Origin of the sequence: Lentzea sp. NBRC 105346 (genome assembly GCF_030269605.1) — a bacterium.
Taxonomy (GTDB): Bacteria; Actinomycetota; Actinomycetes; order Mycobacteriales; family Pseudonocardiaceae; genus Lentzea.
On sequence record NZ_BSTQ01000022.1, the window covers coordinates 138,012 to 155,762 of the forward strand.

Consider the following 17,751-nt stretch of genomic DNA (forward strand, 5'->3'; position numbering starts at 1 on the left):
GGCGTCTCGCCTGCGGTTCGACTGCGTCGGACCTTGATGGTCACGGCCTGCGGATGTGCCGCGACCTGCTGGCGATGACGTTGCCGCCGGCTTGCACAGCAATCCGACTGTGACCGCGCTCCCGGCGGTGCCGATCAGGGAGGACAGCACCCGTGGCGTTCAGGCGGCGGTGTCCGGCCCGGTCGCGGTGGTGTCGAAGGCGGGCAGTGGCCGGTTGCAGATCTCGTGGGCTTCGGCCGCGGTGAGGCCGAGCATGCGCAGCAGGTCCTCGGTCACGCGGTCCGTTGCCGCGGCGTCGTCGCGCTCGGGCTGACGGTGTAGCAGGTGACCGAGGCAGAGAGCGGCCCCGGCGATCGTGACCATGGTGAGTTCGGTGTCTCCGACGGTGAAGCGGCCGGCGCGCACAGCGGCCTCGATGTCGCGGCGGGCACGGGGAGCCAGTCCGCTCTCCGAGGTGGCGAGTTCGAGCCCGTAGTGCAGGAGGACCTTGCTGAGTTCTGGGTGTCTCCGGTGCAGGCGCCCGGTCAGCCGGAAGCTCTGAGCGAAGACCTGTGCCGGGTCGTCGAGGCCGGTTGTCAGCTCGTCGAGCAGGGCCCCGTGCGTGTCGAGGGCGTCCTCGACCGCGGCCTGGTAGAGCTGCTCCTTCGTCTCGAAGTGGTTGTAGAACGACCCCATGCCGACGTCCGCGGCCTGGGTGATCTCCAGGATCGGCACCGCGGTCTTCCCCTCCGCGATGAGCGCCTGGGCCGCTCGGATCAGGGCTGCGCGGGTGCGCGCCTTGCGCCGGTCCAGTCGGCTCGGAGCGTGCTCCGGCATCCGTGCTCCTGTCTCAGCTGGTCGTTCCCGCATCGTAGCCCATCGCGTCACTGTTGAGGAAATCGTCAGAACCTCTTGACTGACGATATGCTCCTAACTGACGATATCGTCATCAACGTGGATGGAGGGAGCAGCCGTGGGAGATCCGCACAGCGGGCTGCACAGCGAGCAGGGCGCGCTCGCGGGCGAGCACCCCGGCCGGGCCGCGAACCCGGTGATCAAGGTGCACGACCTGGCCTGGCTGGAGTTCGAGAAGCCGGACCTGGAGCGGGCGGAGGTGTTCGCCCAGGCCTTCGGGTTCACCACCGTGCTCAGCACCAGGCACGAGCTGTACCTGCGGGGCACCGATGCCGGCGCGCCGTGCGTGCTCATCCGCAAGGGGCCTCGGTCGAAGTTCCTCGGGCCGGCGTTCCTGGCCGCAACGTCGGGCGACGTCCTGCGGCTGGCCGAAGCCACCGGGCGGCCGGTCGCCGCGTTGCCCGACAGGCTGGGCGGTGTCGTCGTCGACCTGCCCGACCCGAGCGGCCTGCGCGTCCGGGTCGTCTCGGACACCCATGAGCTGCCCGCGCTGCCGCCGCAGGACCCGCACGTGCTCAACCTCGGCCACGAGGTCCGGCGGGTCAACGCCACCCAGCGGCCGCCTCGGGCCCCGGCACTGGTGCAGCGGCTGGGGCACGTCGTGCTGCAGACGACCCGCTACCGCGAGGCGCTGGACTGGTACCTGCAGCACCTCGGGCTGATCGTCAGCGACTTCATGTACTACCCAGGGCAGCGCGAGCGCGGGCCGGTGATGAGCTTCATCCGGTGCGACCGCGGTGCCACGCCGGCCGACCACCACACGCTGGCCATGGTTCTCGGCCCGGCCGACCGCTACGTGCACTCCGCCTACCAGGTGGCCGACCTCGACACGCTGGCCGCCGGTGGTGAGTACCTGCGCGAGCACGGCTACCACCGCTCGTGGGGCATCGGGCGGCACATTCAGGGCAGCCAGCTCTTCGACTACTGGCGCGACCCGGACGGGTTCCTGGTCGAGCACTTCAGCGACGGAGACCTGTTCGACAACACCCTCGAGCCCGGCTGGGCCCCGATGACCGCCTCCGGGCTGGCCCAGTGGGGGCCGCCCGCCACCGCCGACTTCCTTGGCGTCAAGCCGGGCAAGCAATCCCTGCGCGAACTGCGTGCGGTGTTCTCCGCGCTGCGCGAGGACAACGAGTTCGATGCCCAGCGCCTGTTGGGCCTGCTGAAAGTGGCCCGCTCATGAGCCTGACCGTCCTGCGCACCGCCGACGCCTGGTATGTCGCCACTCCACCGGGGGCGGCGAAGATTTCCACGGCAGCGAAGACCACCGCGGAACTGCTCGGCGACCGTGCGGCGATCACCGCCGCGGCCGGCTCCGCGGACACCGTGCCGGTGGCGTCGCTCGAGCTGGTCTCCCCGGTCACCGCGCCCTGCCGAGTGGTCGCCCAGATGACCAACTTCGCCTCGCACGTCTCCGATGCCGGGATGGATCCGGAAACCGTGCCGTTGACGTTCTTCCGCAAGGCGTCCGGGTCGATCAGCGGCCCGTTCGACGACGTCGTCAAACCGCCGCACGTGCGCCTGCTCGACTACGAGGTGGAGATCGGCCTGGTCATCGGCCGGGAGATCCCGATCGGTACCGGGATCACCGCCGTGGGCGAGTACGTCGGGGGTCTGGTGGTGACCAACGACGTGTCAGCCCGCGACATCCAGCTGCCCCAGACCCAGTTCTACGAGGCCAAGTCGTACCCGACGTTCACCCCGGTCGGGCCTGCCCTCGTGCTCCTGGACGCCGACGAGCTGAAGCGGTTCGCCGACCTGCGGCTGCGGCTTTCGGTCAATGGTTCGGTGCGCCAGAACGCGGTCGTCGGCGACGACATGATCTACCGCCCGCTTGAGGCCCTGCAGGCCTTGACCCGCTTCCAGCGGTTGGATCCCGGCGATCTGGTGCTGACCGGGACCCCGGCCGGTACCGCGCTGTCCGCACCGCCGAAGGTCGTGGAGAAGATCGCGGCGCTGCTGCCTCCGGCACTGAAGTGGAAGCTGTTCTTCAAGGGACAGGCGAAGAACGCGAAGTACCTGGCCGATGGCGACGTCGTCGAGGCGACAGTCGCCACCGACGACAGTGCCCTCGATCTCGGCACCCAGCGCACGGTCGTGAGGTACCGGCGATGAGCGGCGCTTCGCTGTGGCCGCGCTACGCCGAACCGGCCGATCTGGCCGCGATCGAGGCGGTCCCGCTCGCCGGACGCAACCTGCCGGAGTCGACGTACGCCCTGCTCCGGCGCGCCGCCGCGGGGTTGCCGGACCGTCCGGCCACCACTGTGCTGCCCGACGCCGCGCGGTGGCGCGAACCGGTCCGGCGCACCTTCACCGAGCTGCTCGCTGACGTCCATCGCTACGCGAACCTGCTGCGGGAACTCGGGATCCGGCGTGGTGACGCGGTCGCCCTGATGTCGCCCAACTGCACCGACCTGATTCCGGCGACCCTGGCCGCCCAGCTCGCCGGCGTCGCGGCACCGCTCAACGGCGGCCTGTCCCGCGAACACCTCGGCAAGCTGCTCCGCCTGTCCGGGGCGCGGGTGCTGATCACCGCCGGCCCGGAGCTCGCGCCGGAGGCCTGGGACACCGCACAGGCGTTCGCTCCGCACCTGGACGCGCTTCTCGTGCTGCGCCCGACCGGCGCGGCAGGCGAACCCGCCGCGCTGCCCGCCCTCGACGGCGTGCGCGTGGGCTACCTCGCCGACCTCGCTGCCGACCACGACGCCTCCGACTTCGACGGTGAACCGCCGGTGGCGTCGGATCTGGCCGCGTTGTTCCACACCGGCGGCACGACCGGGGCGCCGAAGCTGGCCGCGCACACGCACGCCAACGAGGTCGCCGACGCGTGGATGATCGCGGCGAACTCGCTGCTCGACGTCGGCTCGGTGGTCTTCGCGGCGCTGCCGCTGTTCCACGTCAACGCGCTGGTGGTCACGCTGCTCGCGCCGTTGTTCAAGGGCCAGCACGCGGTGTGGGCCAGCCCGCTCGGCTACCGCGAACCCGCCTTGTACGGGCAGTTCTGGAAGATCGTCGAACACCACCGGATCACCGCGATGAGCGCGGTCCCGACCGTGTACGCGGTCCTCGCGCAGTGCCCGGTCGACGCCGACATCACCAGCCTGCGTTACGCCATGGTCGGCGCCTCGCCGCTGCCCTCCGCCGTGCGCCAGAGCTTCCAAGCCCACACCGGCGTCACGCTGATCGAGGGCTACGGGCTCACCGAAGCCACCTGCGCCAGCGCCCGCAGCTTCCCCGACGACCCGCGTCCCGGCACCGTCGGCCAGCGCCTGCCCTACCAGCGGATGAAGGTCGTCCACCCGGAAACGGGGGACGAGCTGCCCCGCGGCGAGACAGGCGTGCTGGCCATCAACGGCCCCACCGTGTTCCCCGGCTACGTCGTCGGACGGGACCGCAACGGATACGTCCTGGACGGTCTCGGCAAACTCCGCGACGGCTGGCTGGACACCGGCGACCTGGCCCGCGTCGACGCCGAGGGGTTCGTGTCCCTGGCCGGCCGGGCCAAGGACCTCATCATCCGCGGCGGGCACAACATCGACCCGGCGATGATCGAAGACGCCCTGCTGGCCCACCCGCAGGTGACCGCGGCTGGTGCGGTCGGCCGCCCCGACGAGCACTCCGGCGAGGTGCCCGTCGCCTACGTGACCCTCACTCCCGCTGCCACGGCGACCGAGGCGGACCTGCTGACCTGGGCCGCCGGCCGCGTCCCCGAGCGCGCCGCCGCGCCGAAGGCCGTCACGGTGCTCGACGCGCTGCCCGTGACCGCCGTCGGCAAGCCCTACAAGCTCGCCCTGCGCGCCGACGCCACCCGCCGAGCGATCGCCGAGGCGCTCGCCCCGTTCGACGGCGTGACCGTCGACGCGGTGATCGAGGACGGAACCGTGCTCGCCGCCGTCACCCTTCCGTCCGAAGTAGACGAACCGAAGGTGGCAGCAACTCTTGCCCGCTACACCGTGCCCACGCGTCTGACATTCCAGGGAAACCCATGACCGTCCTGATCGTCCTGTCCGTCCTCGCGGCGGTCGTCTTCTTCCTTTTCGGTGCGGCCAAGCTGTTCGCGCTCGCCCCCATGCGGGAACGCGCTGCCCACGCCGGGTTCTCCGTCACCGCCTACCGAGGCATCGGCGCGCTGGAGATCGCCGGAGCCGCCGGGATCCTGCTCGGATTGGCCGTGCCGGCGCTCGGCATCCTGGCCGCCGTCGGCCTGCTCCTCCTGCTCGCCGGCGCCCTCATCACGCACGTGCGCAACCGGGACAGTGGCCGCGACGTCGTGCCGGCGCTGGTCTGCGCGGTGCTCGTCGCCGGCTACCTCGTGACCCTCGGGGTGTCGCCGTGAAGGTGCCCGTCGTCATCGTCGGCGCGGGCCCGACCGGGCTGACCGCCGCGGCGCTGCTCGGCCGGCACGGCGTCGAGTGCCTGGTGCTCGAGCGGTGGGCGTCGGTCTACCCGCAGCCCCGCGCGGTGCACCTGGACGACGAGGTGCACCGCATCCTCGGGCACCTCGGGCTGGCCGGGGAGTTCGCCGCCATCTCGTGGCCCTGCCACGGGTTGCGGCTGCTCGACCCGGACCTGCGGGTGCTGGCCGAGTTCCACCGTTCCCCAGGTACCGGGCGCCACGGCTACCCGGAGGCGAACATGTTCGACCAACCCGACCTGGAACACCTGCTCCGTGCCCACCTGGAGACGATCGGCACGGTCGCCCTGCGCGGCAACACCGAGGTCACCGATATTCGGCAGGACAGGACCGGCGTGCAGGTCGAAGTGACCGACCGCGGCACCGGTGCGCGGGAGGCGATCCACGCGGACTACGTGCTGGGTTGCGACGGCGCCAACAGCCTCGTCAGGTCGGCGATCGGCGCGACGATGGCGGACCTGAAGTTCGAGCAGCGCTGGCTCGTGGTGGACGTCGCCACCACCGCCGACCTCGGCCAGTGGGAAGGTGTGCACCAGGTCTGCGACCCTGCCCGCGCCGCGACCTACATGCGGATCGGGAAAACCCGCTACCGCTGGGAATTTCGGCTGCTGCCGGGGGAGACTGCCGACGACTTCGGCCACCTCGACCGGCTGCACCCGCTGATCACGCCGTGGACTCAGGACATCCCGCCCGGCGACCTGGAGATCGTCCGAGTCGCCGAGTACACCTTCCGCGCGCGGATCGCGGACCGGTGGCGCGACCGCAGGGTGTTCCTGCTCGGCGACGCCGCCCACCTCACCCCACCGTTCATCGGGCAGGGCATGGGAGCCGGCCTGCGCGACGCGGCCAATCTCGCCTGGAAACTCGCCGGGGTTCTCGACGGGACCCTGTCCGCGAGCGCGCTCGACACCTACGAGGCCGAACGCAAGCCGCACACCCGCGCCATGATCCGGCGAGCCGTGCTGATCGGCAAGGCCATGACCGAAGGCGGCCGGTTCGGCGACATCATCCGCCGGGTGGTCGCACCGCGCCTGAACGGCCGCGCCCTCGACAGCGCGACACCCGCACTGCACCGCACGGACCTGGTCGCGCGGCCCCGCTTCGGGCGGTCCCTGGTGGGCCGGCTGTGCCCCAACGTCCTTCTCGACGCCGGAACCCGCTTAGACGACGTCGCCGGCGGCCGCTTCGCCGTCGTTACGGCGGACATCCCGTCGGAGAGCGAACGCGCGATCATCGAGGAGCGCGGCGCGGTCCTCGTCACCACCCGGCAGTCCGGCGAGCTGCACCGGTGGCTCCGGGCCGGCGCCGCCATCGTCCGTCCGGACGGCACGGTGCTGAGCTCGAGCAACAGCCTCTCCCAGATCGTGCCGAGGTTCACCGCGGTCCTCCGCTGAACGTGACAAGGAGCAACCTTGCGCCGACGTCACAACCGGCTTTCCCGTGGCACGAGGCGGCCGAAATCGTCGACGCCGCGCTCGCCCGGCGCACCGTCGACGGCGTCGAGGTCGCGGCCGCACTGCCCATGTCGGTGGTCCCCACCTCGTCGGTGGCCGGCGGAGGGACGGGAGAACCTGCTGCGCTGGGGCGCCGCCACCTTCGACGTCCTCGGCCCCCTGAACGGCCAGGCGATGCACGGCATCAAGATCGCCGCATCCACGGTGTGGCCTGACCAGCACGGACGGAGTTTCGGCAAGCACAACGCCCGTGGACATGGTTCAGCTTGCCATCGAGGCTGCTGGGGGACAGAGGGTCATCCCGTTAGGGCGACAGCTGGGTTGGACGTGGCGAAGAGGCTGTCGAACACCCGGACACGGTCGAAAGACAGGGCGTGCTCGCGTGCTCGGTCCGCCATGAGTCGCCGTTCCTCGGCTGACATGTCGAGCACCACCCGGTCGATCGCAGCGGCGATGTGGTTGGTGTTCCCGGCCTCGACGAGGATCGCCGTCCCGCCCACCGCTTCGCCGACGCCTCCGGTGGTGGTCGTGATCACCGGCCCGCCGCCTGCGAGCATCTTCTCGGTCAGCGCGATGCCGAAGGTCTCGACGAAGTCCGGTTCGGGCTTGGTTGGCAGCGCGTACACGGCGCAGCCGTTCATCAGCAGCGGCTTTTCCTCGTCCTCCACGTCGGTGAGGAAGAGGATCCGGTCGTTGTGCCGAGTGATCGCCTGGACGTGCTCCAGTTCGGGGCCGTTACCGGCGACCACGAGCTTCAGCCGTGACTGCGCCTGGCACTGGGCGAACGCGTCCACCAGGTCGTAGATGCCTTTGGCCCGTGTCACCCGCGACAGGAACAACACGTACCCGTCGCGTTCCAGGCCGCGTCGCTTCAGGGCGGTTTCCACGAGCGCCGGATCGAGGTCGAGGTATGCCGAAGTGTCGATCGGCGGGTAGCTGACCGATATCCGGCGCACGCACTGGCGGGCGAACCGGGTGCCGCAGTGCGTGTCGACGGCCTCTGCGCAGGCGATGATCTCCTGCCTCGTGTACTCCGAGACGGCGATCACCTGGTCGTTGGCGAGGAACCGGGTGAACAGGACCACGGCTGCCCCGAATCGACCCTCGCGCAGGCACGAGCGAATCACGTTCGTGACGTCCGAGCCGACCGCCTTCGCGATGGTGTGGACGTCAGGTGCGTAACCGGCCGCGCGTGCCGCGTCTACGGCGTCGCGCACCACGGCGTCGTGGGGAGCGAGGTACATCGACACGCATGTGGTCGGGACCGGCTCGGCGAGCAGTTCGACCAGGCGTCCCGTCAGCCCGGCCAGGTATCGGCCATCGGGTACTCGGTAGTCGCCGACCGGCTCGGGCCGCTCCACGGTGATGCTCTCGCTGTAGGGCATGATCCGGTCCAGCGGCTTGAGCGGCAGGCCTGCCGCCTGTAGCACGGGTATCGGCCAGGTCAGTAGCCGGACGTCGTCGAAGCCGCGGGTGAGCGCGACCTCGGCCAGGTTGCGGGCTTCCCCGGAGTGACCGCAGATGACTGGGTCGGCCCGGACCACGATGACGAGACGGCGGCTTGGCCTGCTCATGTGCGAGCCCCCTTTCCGAGCGGGTCGGACACTGATGGCGGCAGGATCTTGCGTCCCCACTCCGAGGGGTATGGGCCGAGTTCGAGCAGCAGCCGGCCGCCGGCGTGGACGTCGGTTGCGCGCAGATGCGCCGCGTCCAGTGGTCTGCCGTTCAGCTGGGCGGACTGCACGTACTGAGGCGGCGGGTCCGCGTCCAACCCGTCGGAACTGATGGCCGTCTCGCGGTGTCCCCGCGTCTCGATCACGAAGTCGCGGTCCCCGAGGTGCAGCGTGGCGCGGCTGAAGGCGGGCGCGTTGACGAGGAACAGGTTCTGCCCGGAGACCGGAAACAGACCGAGCGAGGCCCACACGTACCAGGAGCTCAGCCCACCCGAGTCGTCGTTGCCCGGCAGGCCGCCGGGACCGGTGCCGAACTGCCAGGTCAGCGCCGCGTGCACGATCTCGGCTGTGCGGTCCGGCCGAGCAGCGTAGTGGTAGGACCACGGCGCTTCCATGTCCGGCTCGTTGTTCAGCCCCTCGAACCGGTTCAGCAGGTAGCCGGCCGCCATCTCCGCCGGGTCGGGTCGCTTACCGGGCTGCACCACACGCGGGGCGCCGTAGCCGAAGAACGCGTCGAGTGTGCTGACGAAAGCTTCGTTCCCACCGACCATCGCGATTCTCGCGGCCATGTCGTGCAGCAGCCGGAACGAGTAGTTCCATTTGCCGCCTTCGTAGAACGACGAGTCGAGCAGCAGGCCGGTGTCCGGATCGAACGCGTTGGACCACAGGCGGCTTCGCGCGTCGAGGTCGTTGGCGAGCTGGACGTCGTTCAGGCTCCGGGCGACGCCGGAGGTGCAGTGGCAGGCGTAGGCGAGGTCGAGCGTATGCGAGATCGGGTGCACAACGCCGTGCTCGTAGAAGTCTTCGCCGTACATCCGGCGCAGGTCGTCGTACATGTGCACCAGCGCCCAGGTCCAGTCCAGGTCGCCGAGGCCGAGGGCGTGCACGTCGGCCAGCGCCGTGTGGACCAACGCGCTCGCTTGCCGGAAGAACCTGTCCGCGCCGCGAGCCATCCGATATCCGATGGGGAAGTTGCCTTCCTCCTCACAGACCCGGATCAGTGACTCCAGGAGATCGACCGCGCGGTCCGGGCAGATGGCGATGAGCAACGGCAGCTGGGTCTTGTAGATGTCCCACATCGTGCAGATGTCGAACACGAAGGGCCCGGAGGACGGCCAGAACGGGCTCTCGTCGTCGGCGAAGCACGGCTTGATCAGCGAGTGGTACAGGGCCGTCGCGAACACCTGCCGCCTGGCGGGTGACCCGCCGTCGACCTCCACCCGGCCCACGTGGTCGCGCCACCGAGCCCTGGTCTGCGCCCGGACGGCGTCGAACGCCGGCGCCCCCTCACCGCACTCGCGAGACAGGTTCTCCCGAGCCTGTTCACAGCCGCGCAGCGAGAATCCGATCTGGATCTCGACACTCTGCCCGGCGGTGGTGGGGCCCATGTAGAGCAGCCCGAACGGGCGCAACGTGGTCTGCCTGATGCGGTCGAAGTCGAGCCGCGTGCCACCCTCGATCAGCCGACGGTCATGCCAGAGCATCTGCCGCCAGCCCGGACTGTCGACCTTGATGTACACCGACAGCGGCACGCCTTCAACGACCACCGTTCCCTGGGCGCGGCCGTTGCCAAGGCTTTCCACATGCGCCCGCAGCGGCACCGTGCGGCCGAGGTCGATCGCCAGCCCGCCGCAGGACAGGTCGACGACGATCCGCGCGCTGCGATGCTCGGGAAAGGCGTAGCGGTGGACGGCGACCTTGGCGCCGACCGTGACCTCGCATCGAATGCCGGTGTCCAGAGTGGCCGCGTAGTACCCGGCTTCGGCGGTCTCGTCGTGCAGCGGCCAGGCCTGCCCGAGGACGTCCAGCTGCTGCACCATCGGGGTCACCCGCACGTAGTTGTAGTACTTCCGTATCGCACCGGTACCGGACTGTTGGAAGTGGGTGAAACCGGACGCCTGCAGCCGATCGAACAGCTCCTCCGGCTGACCCTCCGTGTTCTTCATGTAGAGGCCGTATCCGGTGGGATAGGCACCGGAGTACGCGCAGGCAGACACCATGCCGAGCGGGGACGTCGCGCCGGGGTGGGTGTTGCCGACCTGCGCTTTCGGCCACCACCAAGTGGCCGCCAGCCCCTGCGCCGCAGGCAGTGAGGTGGCAGCTGTTCCGATGAAAGGATCAATCTCGTCCAGGATGACGCGACACTATGTCAGCGCGGGCACCACGTTGGTTTCAGCGACATGAACATGTGGCCAGGTACGCGGAGGTGGTCGCGTCGTGGCGTGGCAGTGCGCTTGGTCCGGTCCTCGGCGCGTCAACGTGTCGGAGTGGTCGGCGCCCAGCACCCGCTCACGATCGGCGAGCACCGCCTCGAACAGCGGGACCGCCTTACACCCGGCCCAGATCACCCACCGACCGGTAAGCGTTGTTCCGTGAGATCAACGTGTTCGGGTGGTCCGGACCAAGAAGTCGTTCGTAGGCAACCAACGTGGCCCTATCCGCCTCGTTCTGGCGCGCCTGCACCGAATTGCAAGCAGGGATGTAGGCCATTGGCTTGTCTCACGCCAGCTCGCACCATGGCCGAAGGGTGCGGCCCTCACCTCTACCTCGAGCACCTCGGCGGCGCCCGCTGCCGACTCATCAACCCCAGAAACGGGCACATGCCAGACGAACATCCGACCATGCCGATGAGAGGACGCAAGCCTCCTGGTCGCAACCGCGCGGTCCGGCCACGGACTGAGAGCCCGTTGTCTATACCTTGCTTGCCACCACCATGTAGTTCTCGGCCTCAGGGTTGAACGTGCTCAGTTCCGTCTGGAGTCCGACCCGGTGCAACTCGACTTCGAGTTCTTCGTATCGGTAGGGCCAGCTCGACAGCAGTTCCGAGCGGGCAAGAACCGACCCAGCCGTGTCCACTTGCGCGATCGCAATCTCGATGTGGTGCTCGTCCTCCCAGTTCGGCGCAATGTCCCAGCGGTAGACCACGACGGCATCGCGACCGCTCCGGCGGACGAGTCGGTCACTGATGTCCAGTCGGGAACCTCTGGCCCTCACGAGTTCCCACGTGCGGGAGGTGAGTACCAAGCGCCCGCCACGGCGCAGAAGCCGTGACATCGACTCCAGAGCAGCAACTCTGCCTCGCGCGCCCTCGGCATGGTGCAGCGAGTTGCCAACGCAGAACACCATGTCGAAGGTGTCGTCATCGAAATGGTCGGGCAACTCTTGCCAGTCCGCCCGCACTGTCCGGACAGATGCCCTGAACTCCTCAGACAACTCCGCAGTCCGACGAACCATCGCTTCGCTGGCGTCAGTTGCGACAACGTGCATGCCAAGACCCGCCAGGCCAACCGCCAACTGTCCGGTCCCGCACGAACAATCGAGGACATGAGCGTTCGACGGCAGGAGACTGAGGACGTCATCGAACGACGAAGCGAACTCGGCCGGAGTCAGCTTTGCATCTGAGATGAGCCACTCGTACACCTCGGCAAGCGCGTTATAGCCACTCACCACTACTACCTCCGTCACGCGGCAGACTCACGGTGCCATCAGTACATCAGCGGGGTAAGTCGGTCACCAGTGGTTTTCGCAAGGGCAACGCGTCCGCGCATGCCGCGTAGCGCGCGCAAGCTGAACCGGCCCGTCCGTTGGGAGACCTTCGGGCGGGCCGGTCTCGTTCGGAACGCGCTGTCATGCCGCCGAGCGGACGGTGTTAGCTGAAGCGGCGAACACCACAAATGCAGCGCGGACAAGCCGCGTACCACTGCCCCGCCGGGCACGGCTTGTTGCGGGTGTGGCCGGACACGAACGCACCGGTCGGCGTCAGCCTCGTCTGCACCAAGTGCGGGCACCGCATCGCCGGTGACACCACACTGATCGAGTTGGCCGCGAACACGGCGCCCGATATGGATCCCGAGCCGGTGCCGATCGTGCGACTGCCAGACGGAACCGTTCCACAAGGCCTTCGCCCGGACAGCGCCGTGCGCACAACCGGCTGGCTGCAGCTCGGCAAACTTCCCGTCAGCTCTGGGTTCTGGGCAGCTGCGGCGGCGTTCTGCGCCACCGCACCGCTCTACCCGTGGCTGCCCTTCGTCGCGACGCCGCTCGGGTACCTGGCGTGGAAGCAGTACACCACCCACTGGTTGCCCGCATCGCAAGCAGTGAACATGCGTCGGACTGCGGCCGAGGAACTCAACCCCGGACAACACGTCCGCCTGTACGGCACGGCCGGCCCCGTCGGCGAGGTAGGTGCGGTCGGCGCTGACGCTCAAGGGCAGATCCGGCTGCGCATGGTTGGCGGCACAGAGATCATCAGGCGCCCCGGACAACGAGTGTGGCAGGCCGACCTGCGGAACTGACGATCGGCGTCAGGTAGGTGGTCGCCCAGTCGTGGCGGCAGGCTCGATCACGAGGTTCGACACCTCCACGCACGCTTCGGCAGGCTGGCTCCAGCCGCTGATAGCTGTGGGCGTCACCGGGCTCGATGGCCACTTTGGTGGCGGCCGATGTGGACACCGAGCCGACAAGGCCCAGTCCGCATTCGTGATCGCGTTCCGGCACGGTGTTCTCCCACCCAGGCCATGTCCATGGACAGACCGAGCGGTAGTTGCTCAGTCAGGTCGTACCTGACCGGCGTGCCTCGGTGTTGGCCACGTCGATCCTGTAGCCGACTGTGTAGCGCCGTCGAAGCCGGCTCGGGCGATCCCAGGCTCAATGATCTTGGCAAGCGTGACCTGTGAACAAGGTCGCTCTCGCGGCTACACGAAGTGACAATGGCACTGTCGTGACCGGTCGGATGGCGCCGACAGGCCCGTTGGTCATGTCGGCGGACTGTTGTCTCCTGTGTCCACGACACCACCATATCGGTCTATAGTGGACTCTCGCTCCTGTCAACAGGTTGACGCGGAACGGGTTTACGCTGAGCCCCATCCGTCCGGTAGCCGAGGGCGCAGATCGGGCAGCGGGGATCCGCGGCGGACGGATTGCGCTGCTGCAGCCACTGCACCAGTTCCTCGGCGGACACGCGTCGGCTGATGCGCGTCTTCGACCACAGCGCTTCCGTGATCCGGTCCAGATCACCGCGCATCGGGCCGTGCCATGTTCACGCGACACCCGCACACCGTACTGAGCGCGCACTCCTTCGTCCCCGATGACGACGCGGTCCTGGCCGAGACCCGGTTAGCCGACTGGCTGAGCCGCTCGACGGCGTGGGCGGCACGACCGTGACCGGTGGGCGCGACCGGGAGCGCGAGGCCGAGGCCGAAGTGACGCTGACGGAGGCGAGTCACCCCGGCGAGGTGATGCGCGAACCGATCACGGACTGGAGGGTCGACCCGACGGACGCCGAACGCTACGAGGTCGGGCTCCGCAGCCTGCTCGGTGCGGTCGACGTCGAAACGGAACGGCAGAGTAGGGAGGAGGACGTCGTCACGGTCGCCAACCCGCTGCGCAGTGGCGGGCGCGTCCCACGCGCTCAGCGTGTCGAACCCCGACGTGGTCGCGGCGTCGATCCTCGACGCGATCCAGGGCACCGCCCGGTGACCGAGCCGCGGTGGCCGCGCCCCTCCCCCCACATGACGCCGGCACCACGGGTCTCCAGGGCGCGACGCCACCGCGGCCCATCGACTGGTTCGCGTGTCACCACCGCAGAGCAGCCGAGAAGATTGGTCATGGTGCTCGAAACACGCAGTCTCATCGATCCGCGACCGTCCGAGAACGTCCAGCTCGACCCCGCCCTCGCGGTCTTCCAAGCGGAGCGGCAACGCCTGTTCCGAATCGCCCACCGGATCTTGGGCAGCGTGACCGAGACCGAGGACGTCATCCAGGACGTGTGGCTGCGCCGGCCACGCGTGGACCACCGGGCCATCGACAACTCCTCGGCGTTCCTCGCGACTGTGGCCGGCCGGGCCACCATCAACGTCGTGCAGAGCGCGACGAGCCGTCACGAGTTCACCACGGCGTCGTGCCCGGAGCAGGTGGACGTCGCCGCCGACCCGGCGACGAGACTGGAGCGCACCGAGACGGCCGAGTTCATCGTCCGGGTTCTCCTGGAGCGGGCCAACCCCTCCGAACAGGCCGCGTACCTGCTGCGCAGAGGGTTCGGTTATCCCTACCTAGGGGTCGCACAGGTCCTGCACCTCGGCCAGGCCAATACCAGGCAACTGATCCGGCGGGCGCACTTCAGAATCCGCCCCGGACCGGTCAACAAGGACGCGCACCAGCGCCTCGTCCTCACCACCGACATGCGGCGCGGGTCGTTGTCACCAACCCGGCTCCCCGTCCGGTCTTCGTCAGAGGCCGTGCCCGCTCCCTTCTCGAGAACCAAGACGAGCCCAACATGAGCACCAGTTCCGTGCGTGAGGTGATGAAGCCTCCGACGACCACGATCGAACCGGACGGCCACCTGGCCGCAGCCGCATATCTGATGAAGCACAACCACGACTCGGCCCTCGTCGTGGTCACCGACGACACCCGCGAACCCGTCGCGATGATCACCGAGGCCGACATCACCAGGGCGGTGGCGCGAGGGCGGAACCTCGAGGACACGCGTATCCGCCAGGTCGTCACAACCAAGCCGGTGACCGTCCAGGCCGATACCTCCGTCCAGCACGCGATCCACTTGATGCTGGCGGAAGGCGTCCAACACCTGCCGGTTGTCGAAGGCCGGAGGCTCGTCGGAATGGTCGAGCTCGCCGACCTGTGCCGGGCGAACCTGATGTGGCTGGTGTGAGGAACTGCGCGACCTTAGTCACAGACCGGCGCACAGAGCCGGCGAGCACGAAACATACGGAGGCACCAATGAAGGCAATCGTCGCGACGGACCAGGCCGCGGAAGCAGCCGGGATCACACTCGCGGAGCGGCCTGAGCCGACGCCGGCGATCAACGACGTCATCGTCGAAGTCCACGCGTCGGGCTTCGTCCCCGCGGAGTGGGAATGGCCCTCGACGTGGGTCGATCGCTCCGGTCACGATCGAGCCCCGGCGATCATCGGCCACGAGTTCGCCGGAGTGGTGTCCTCCCTCGGCTACGGCACGACGGGACTCTCGCTCGGACAGCGGGTGTTCGGGATCACGGACTGGCACCGCGATGGAACCCTGGCCGAGTACGCGGCCGTGGAGGCACGCAACCTTGCGCCGCTGCGGGGGAACGTCGACTTCACGGTGGGTGCGAGCCTGCCGATCTCCGGCCTGACCGCGTGGCAGGGCCTCTTCCAGCACGGTCGTCTTCAGGCGGGGCAGAGCGTCCTCGCACACGGCGCCGCCGGCGCGGTCGGGTCCGTGGTGACGCAGCTCGCCCAGGAGTTCGGCGCCTACGTCATCGGTACCGGGCGCGCGGCGGACCGCCAGGCGGCGCTCGACTTCGGCGCGAACGAGTTCCTCGACCTCGACCACGAGAATCTCGACGACGTCGGCGGGGTCGACCTGGTCTTCGATGTCATCGGCGGTGACATCCAACGGCGCTCGGCGAGCATCATCCGGCCTGGTGGGACCCTGGTGACGGTGCTCGGGCCCGCGCAGGCTCGCCCTGTCGACGGCCTCGCGATCGACTTCGTCGTCGAGTCCGTTCCGAGTCAGCTCGCGGAGATCGTCGACCGGGTGCGCGACGGGAGCCTTCGCACGCACATCGGAACCGTCGCGACCCTCGACGACGCCGTCCCTGCGCTTAACCCGACCGAGCGGCGCAAGGGCAAGACCGTGATTCGCGTGCGCCCTGAGCGCTCTGGAACAGGCCGATAGCGCCGTCATGCCACCGACCGGACTACTCGTCACCGCGCCGGGGCGCCCTGCCGGAAGCGTCGTCCGCCAGACCTTCGGCCGAAATCACCCAGCCAGCACACCGCAACTCCCGCCAGCTCCATGGCGGACACGCCCGCCCTCTCCACCTGGGCCACCACCCTTACCGATGGCGGGACCGCACACCTCGGGCGGGACGTCGGCGTGGACGTTGATCCGGCACACGCGCGCAGGCGGTCAATTCCCTGTCTCGACCATGGCTGTCGGCACCGCGGTAGCGTCTACTGGAACCTATGGGAATCGTCTCTCGCGGCTTTGCCGGTCGGCGTAAATCGCCAGACGTCACGCTGCCGCCTGGGCAGTATCTGACCGAGGATTTCCCCGTGCTGACTGCCGGGCCGACCCCGCGCGTGCCGTCCGATCGGTGGGAGTTCACGGTCACTACCGAGACCGGGCAGCGGCACACCTGGTCGTGGCAGCAGATGATGGCGTTGCCGGCGGAAACGATCACGGTGGACCTGCACTGTGTGACCAAGTGGTCGAAGCTGGGCACGCACTGGCAGGGCGTCTCCCTGGACACGCTGCTGGCGGAGGTGGAGACGGCGGCGGACTACGCGCTGGCCCAGTGCTACGGCGGCTACACCACCAACCTGCCACTGGAGGACCTGCTCGACGGACAGGCGTGGGTGGCGTATCGCTATGACGATGAGGATCTGGCCGCCGAGCATGGTGGGCCGGCCAGGTTGCTAGTGCCGCATCTGTACTTCTGGAAGTCGGCCAAGTGGGTCCGTGGGATCCAGTTGCTGCTGGAAGATGAGCCAGGTTTCTGGGAGACAGCGGGCTATCACGACTACGGAGACCCATGGCGGGAGCAGCGGTATCAGGGCGACTGACCTGGCGGGTGGCCGAGTTGGCCGAGGCCCGCCAGCAGACCCACAACGCGCGCAGCCTGGTGTTCGACGTGCCGGGTTGGCCGGGACACCTGCCGGGACAGCATGTCGATGTGCGGCTGACCGCCGAGGACGGCTACTCGGTGCAGCGCAGCTATTCGATCGCGTCGACGGTCGACGGCAATCGGGTGGAGCTGAGCGTGCAGCGCGTGCCCGGCGGCGAGGTGTCGCCATACCTGTGTGACGTGCTCGAGATGGGCGACGCGGTGGAGTTGCGCGGCCCCGTGGGCGGCTACTTCGTGTGGCGGCCGGCCGACCCGGCGCCGGTACTGCTGGTAGGCGGCGGGTCGGGAATCGCGCCGCTGATGGCGATGGTGCGTACTCGGGCCGCGCTGGGCAGCCGCGTGCCGTTCCGGCTGGTGTACTCGGTGCGCACGCCCGAGGACGTGTACTTCGCCGACGAGCTGCGCCGACGCGTGCGTGACGACGCCGGCCTCGACGTCCGGCTGGTCTACACCCGGCGAGCCCCTGCGGAGGCAACGGAGCCCGTCGGCCGCGTGAGCGTGGCAACCCTCAACACGCACGGCTGGCTGGCCGAGTTCGCCCCTAACTGTTTCGTGTGCGGGTCGACCGGCTTCGTCGAGACGGTGGCCGACATCCTCGTGGCGCTGGGTCACGACCCTCGACGTGTCCGCACCGAACGCTTCGGACCCAGTGCGCCGCAACGCACCCAGCCGGACCGATGACAGGAGGCC

15 protein-coding genes are annotated in these 17,751 nt (G+C 69.0%); 11 read left to right on the forward strand and 4 right to left on the reverse strand.

What is annotated here, in order from left to right:
• Window positions 1-159 precede the first annotated feature (159 nt).
• Complete coding sequence (locus QSK35_RS37215; RefSeq protein WP_285752421.1) at window positions 160-816, reverse strand: TetR/AcrR family transcriptional regulator; 657 nt, start codon at window positions 814-816, stop codon at window positions 160-162.
• A gap of 136 nt (window positions 817-952) precedes the next feature.
• Between QSK35_RS37215 and QSK35_RS37220 the strand changes: the two genes are divergently transcribed.
• Genes QSK35_RS37220 through mhpA form a run of 5 tightly spaced genes read left to right on the forward strand, consistent with a single transcriptional unit; the run spans window position 953 to window position 6,702 of the window.
• Window positions 953-2,077, forward strand: coding sequence for a VOC family protein (locus QSK35_RS37220; protein ID WP_285752422.1), 1,125 nt, complete (start codon window positions 953-955; stop codon window positions 2,075-2,077).
• Window positions 2,074-3,009 carry a fumarylacetoacetate hydrolase family protein gene (locus QSK35_RS37225; RefSeq protein WP_285752423.1) on the forward strand — a complete coding sequence of 312 codons (936 nt, stop codon included), beginning with the start codon at window positions 2,074-2,076 and terminating at the stop codon, window positions 3,007-3,009. Before QSK35_RS37220 ends, QSK35_RS37225 begins: the two co-directional genes overlap by 4 nt.
• On the forward strand, window positions 3,006-4,883 hold the full coding sequence (locus tag QSK35_RS37230) for an acyl-CoA synthetase (protein ID WP_285752424.1): 1,878 nt from the start codon (window positions 3,006-3,008) through the stop codon (window positions 4,881-4,883). Before QSK35_RS37225 ends, QSK35_RS37230 begins: the two co-directional genes overlap by 4 nt.
• Window positions 4,880-5,230, forward strand: a complete 351-nt coding sequence (locus QSK35_RS37235) for a DoxX family protein (RefSeq protein WP_285752425.1) — start codon at window positions 4,880-4,882, stop codon at window positions 5,228-5,230. The genes QSK35_RS37230 and QSK35_RS37235 overlap by 4 nt, the downstream gene beginning before the upstream one ends.
• Window positions 5,227-6,702 (forward strand): bifunctional 3-(3-hydroxy-phenyl)propionate/3-hydroxycinnamic acid hydroxylase MhpA, encoded by a 1,476-nt coding sequence (gene mhpA, locus QSK35_RS37240; RefSeq protein WP_352244185.1) that lies wholly within the window; start codon window positions 5,227-5,229, stop codon window positions 6,700-6,702. The genes QSK35_RS37235 and mhpA overlap by 4 nt, the downstream gene beginning before the upstream one ends.
• Window positions 6,703-7,058: 356 nt before the next feature.
• On the opposite strand, the gene QSK35_RS37245 is transcribed toward mhpA, so the two are convergent.
• From QSK35_RS37245 to QSK35_RS37255, 3 genes are all read right to left on the reverse strand, one after another.
• Complete coding sequence (locus QSK35_RS37245) at window positions 7,059-8,336, reverse strand: glycosyltransferase (protein WP_285752426.1); 1,278 nt, start codon at window positions 8,334-8,336, stop codon at window positions 7,059-7,061.
• Window positions 8,333-10,570 carry a glycoside hydrolase domain-containing protein gene (locus QSK35_RS37250; RefSeq protein ID WP_352244189.1) on the reverse strand — a complete coding sequence of 746 codons (2,238 nt, stop codon included), beginning with the start codon at window positions 10,568-10,570 and terminating at the stop codon, window positions 8,333-8,335. The genes QSK35_RS37245 and QSK35_RS37250 overlap by 4 nt, the downstream gene beginning before the upstream one ends.
• Before the next feature lie 556 nt (window positions 10,571-11,126).
• The gene (locus QSK35_RS37255; protein ID WP_285752427.1) at window positions 11,127-11,900 is read right to left on the reverse strand and encodes a class I SAM-dependent methyltransferase; all 774 of its coding nucleotides are present in this window, start codon (window positions 11,898-11,900) and stop codon (window positions 11,127-11,129) included.
• A gap of 209 nt (window positions 11,901-12,109) precedes the next feature.
• Here QSK35_RS37255 and QSK35_RS37260 point away from each other — a divergent pair, with 209 nt between their 5' ends.
• From QSK35_RS37260 to QSK35_RS37285, 6 genes are all read left to right on the forward strand, one after another.
• Window positions 12,110-12,730: a hypothetical protein gene (locus QSK35_RS37260; protein WP_285752428.1), complete on the forward strand. Its 621-nt coding sequence runs from the start codon at window positions 12,110-12,112 to the stop codon at window positions 12,728-12,730.
• A gap of 1,311 nt (window positions 12,731-14,041) precedes the next feature.
• Window positions 14,042-14,713 carry a sigma factor gene (locus tag QSK35_RS37265; protein WP_285752429.1) on the forward strand — a complete coding sequence of 224 codons (672 nt, stop codon included), beginning with the start codon at window positions 14,042-14,044 and terminating at the stop codon, window positions 14,711-14,713.
• A complete protein-coding gene (locus QSK35_RS37270; RefSeq protein ID WP_285752430.1) occupies window positions 14,710-15,102 on the forward strand; it encodes a CBS domain-containing protein in 393 nt (130 codons plus the stop codon). Before QSK35_RS37265 ends, QSK35_RS37270 begins: the two co-directional genes overlap by 4 nt.
• 68 nt (window positions 15,103-15,170) lie before the next feature.
• Complete coding sequence (locus tag QSK35_RS37275; RefSeq protein ID WP_285752431.1) at window positions 15,171-16,109, forward strand: NADP-dependent oxidoreductase; 939 nt, start codon at window positions 15,171-15,173, stop codon at window positions 16,107-16,109.
• A gap of 290 nt (window positions 16,110-16,399) precedes the next feature.
• Window positions 16,400-16,999, forward strand: a complete 600-nt coding sequence (locus QSK35_RS37280; RefSeq protein WP_285752432.1) for a sulfite oxidase-like oxidoreductase — start codon at window positions 16,400-16,402, stop codon at window positions 16,997-16,999.
• Window positions 16,969-17,742: a ferredoxin reductase gene (locus QSK35_RS37285; protein WP_285752433.1), complete on the forward strand. Its 774-nt coding sequence runs from the start codon at window positions 16,969-16,971 to the stop codon at window positions 17,740-17,742. The genes QSK35_RS37280 and QSK35_RS37285 overlap by 31 nt, the downstream gene beginning before the upstream one ends.
• Window positions 17,743-17,751: the final 9 nt, after the last annotated feature.

Coding starts and splice junctions, on each gene's coding strand:
- QSK35_RS37215 (WP_285752421.1), bottom strand. CDS start 816: ATGCCGGAGCACGCTCCGAGCCGACTGGACCGGCGCAAGGCGCGCACC.
- QSK35_RS37225 (WP_285752423.1), top strand. CDS start 2,074: ATGAGCCTGACCGTCCTGCGCACCGCCGACGCCTGGTATGTCGCCACT.
- QSK35_RS37230 (WP_285752424.1), top strand. CDS start 3,006: ATGAGCGGCGCTTCGCTGTGGCCGCGCTACGCCGAACCGGCCGATCTG.
- QSK35_RS37235 (WP_285752425.1), top strand. CDS start 4,880: ATGACCGTCCTGATCGTCCTGTCCGTCCTCGCGGCGGTCGTCTTCTTC.
- QSK35_RS37245 (WP_285752426.1), bottom strand. CDS start 8,336: ATGAGCAGGCCAAGCCGCCGTCTCGTCATCGTGGTCCGGGCCGACCCA.
- QSK35_RS37260 (WP_285752428.1), top strand. CDS start 12,110: ATGCAGCGCGGACAAGCCGCGTACCACTGCCCCGCCGGGCACGGCTTG.
- QSK35_RS37265 (WP_285752429.1), top strand. CDS start 14,042: ATGGTGCTCGAAACACGCAGTCTCATCGATCCGCGACCGTCCGAGAAC.
- QSK35_RS37270 (WP_285752430.1), top strand. CDS start 14,710: ATGAGCACCAGTTCCGTGCGTGAGGTGATGAAGCCTCCGACGACCACG.
- QSK35_RS37275 (WP_285752431.1), top strand. CDS start 15,171: ATGAAGGCAATCGTCGCGACGGACCAGGCCGCGGAAGCAGCCGGGATC.
- QSK35_RS37280 (WP_285752432.1), top strand. CDS start 16,400: ATGGGAATCGTCTCTCGCGGCTTTGCCGGTCGGCGTAAATCGCCAGAC.
- QSK35_RS37285 (WP_285752433.1), top strand. CDS start 16,969: ATGGCGGGAGCAGCGGTATCAGGGCGACTGACCTGGCGGGTGGCCGAG.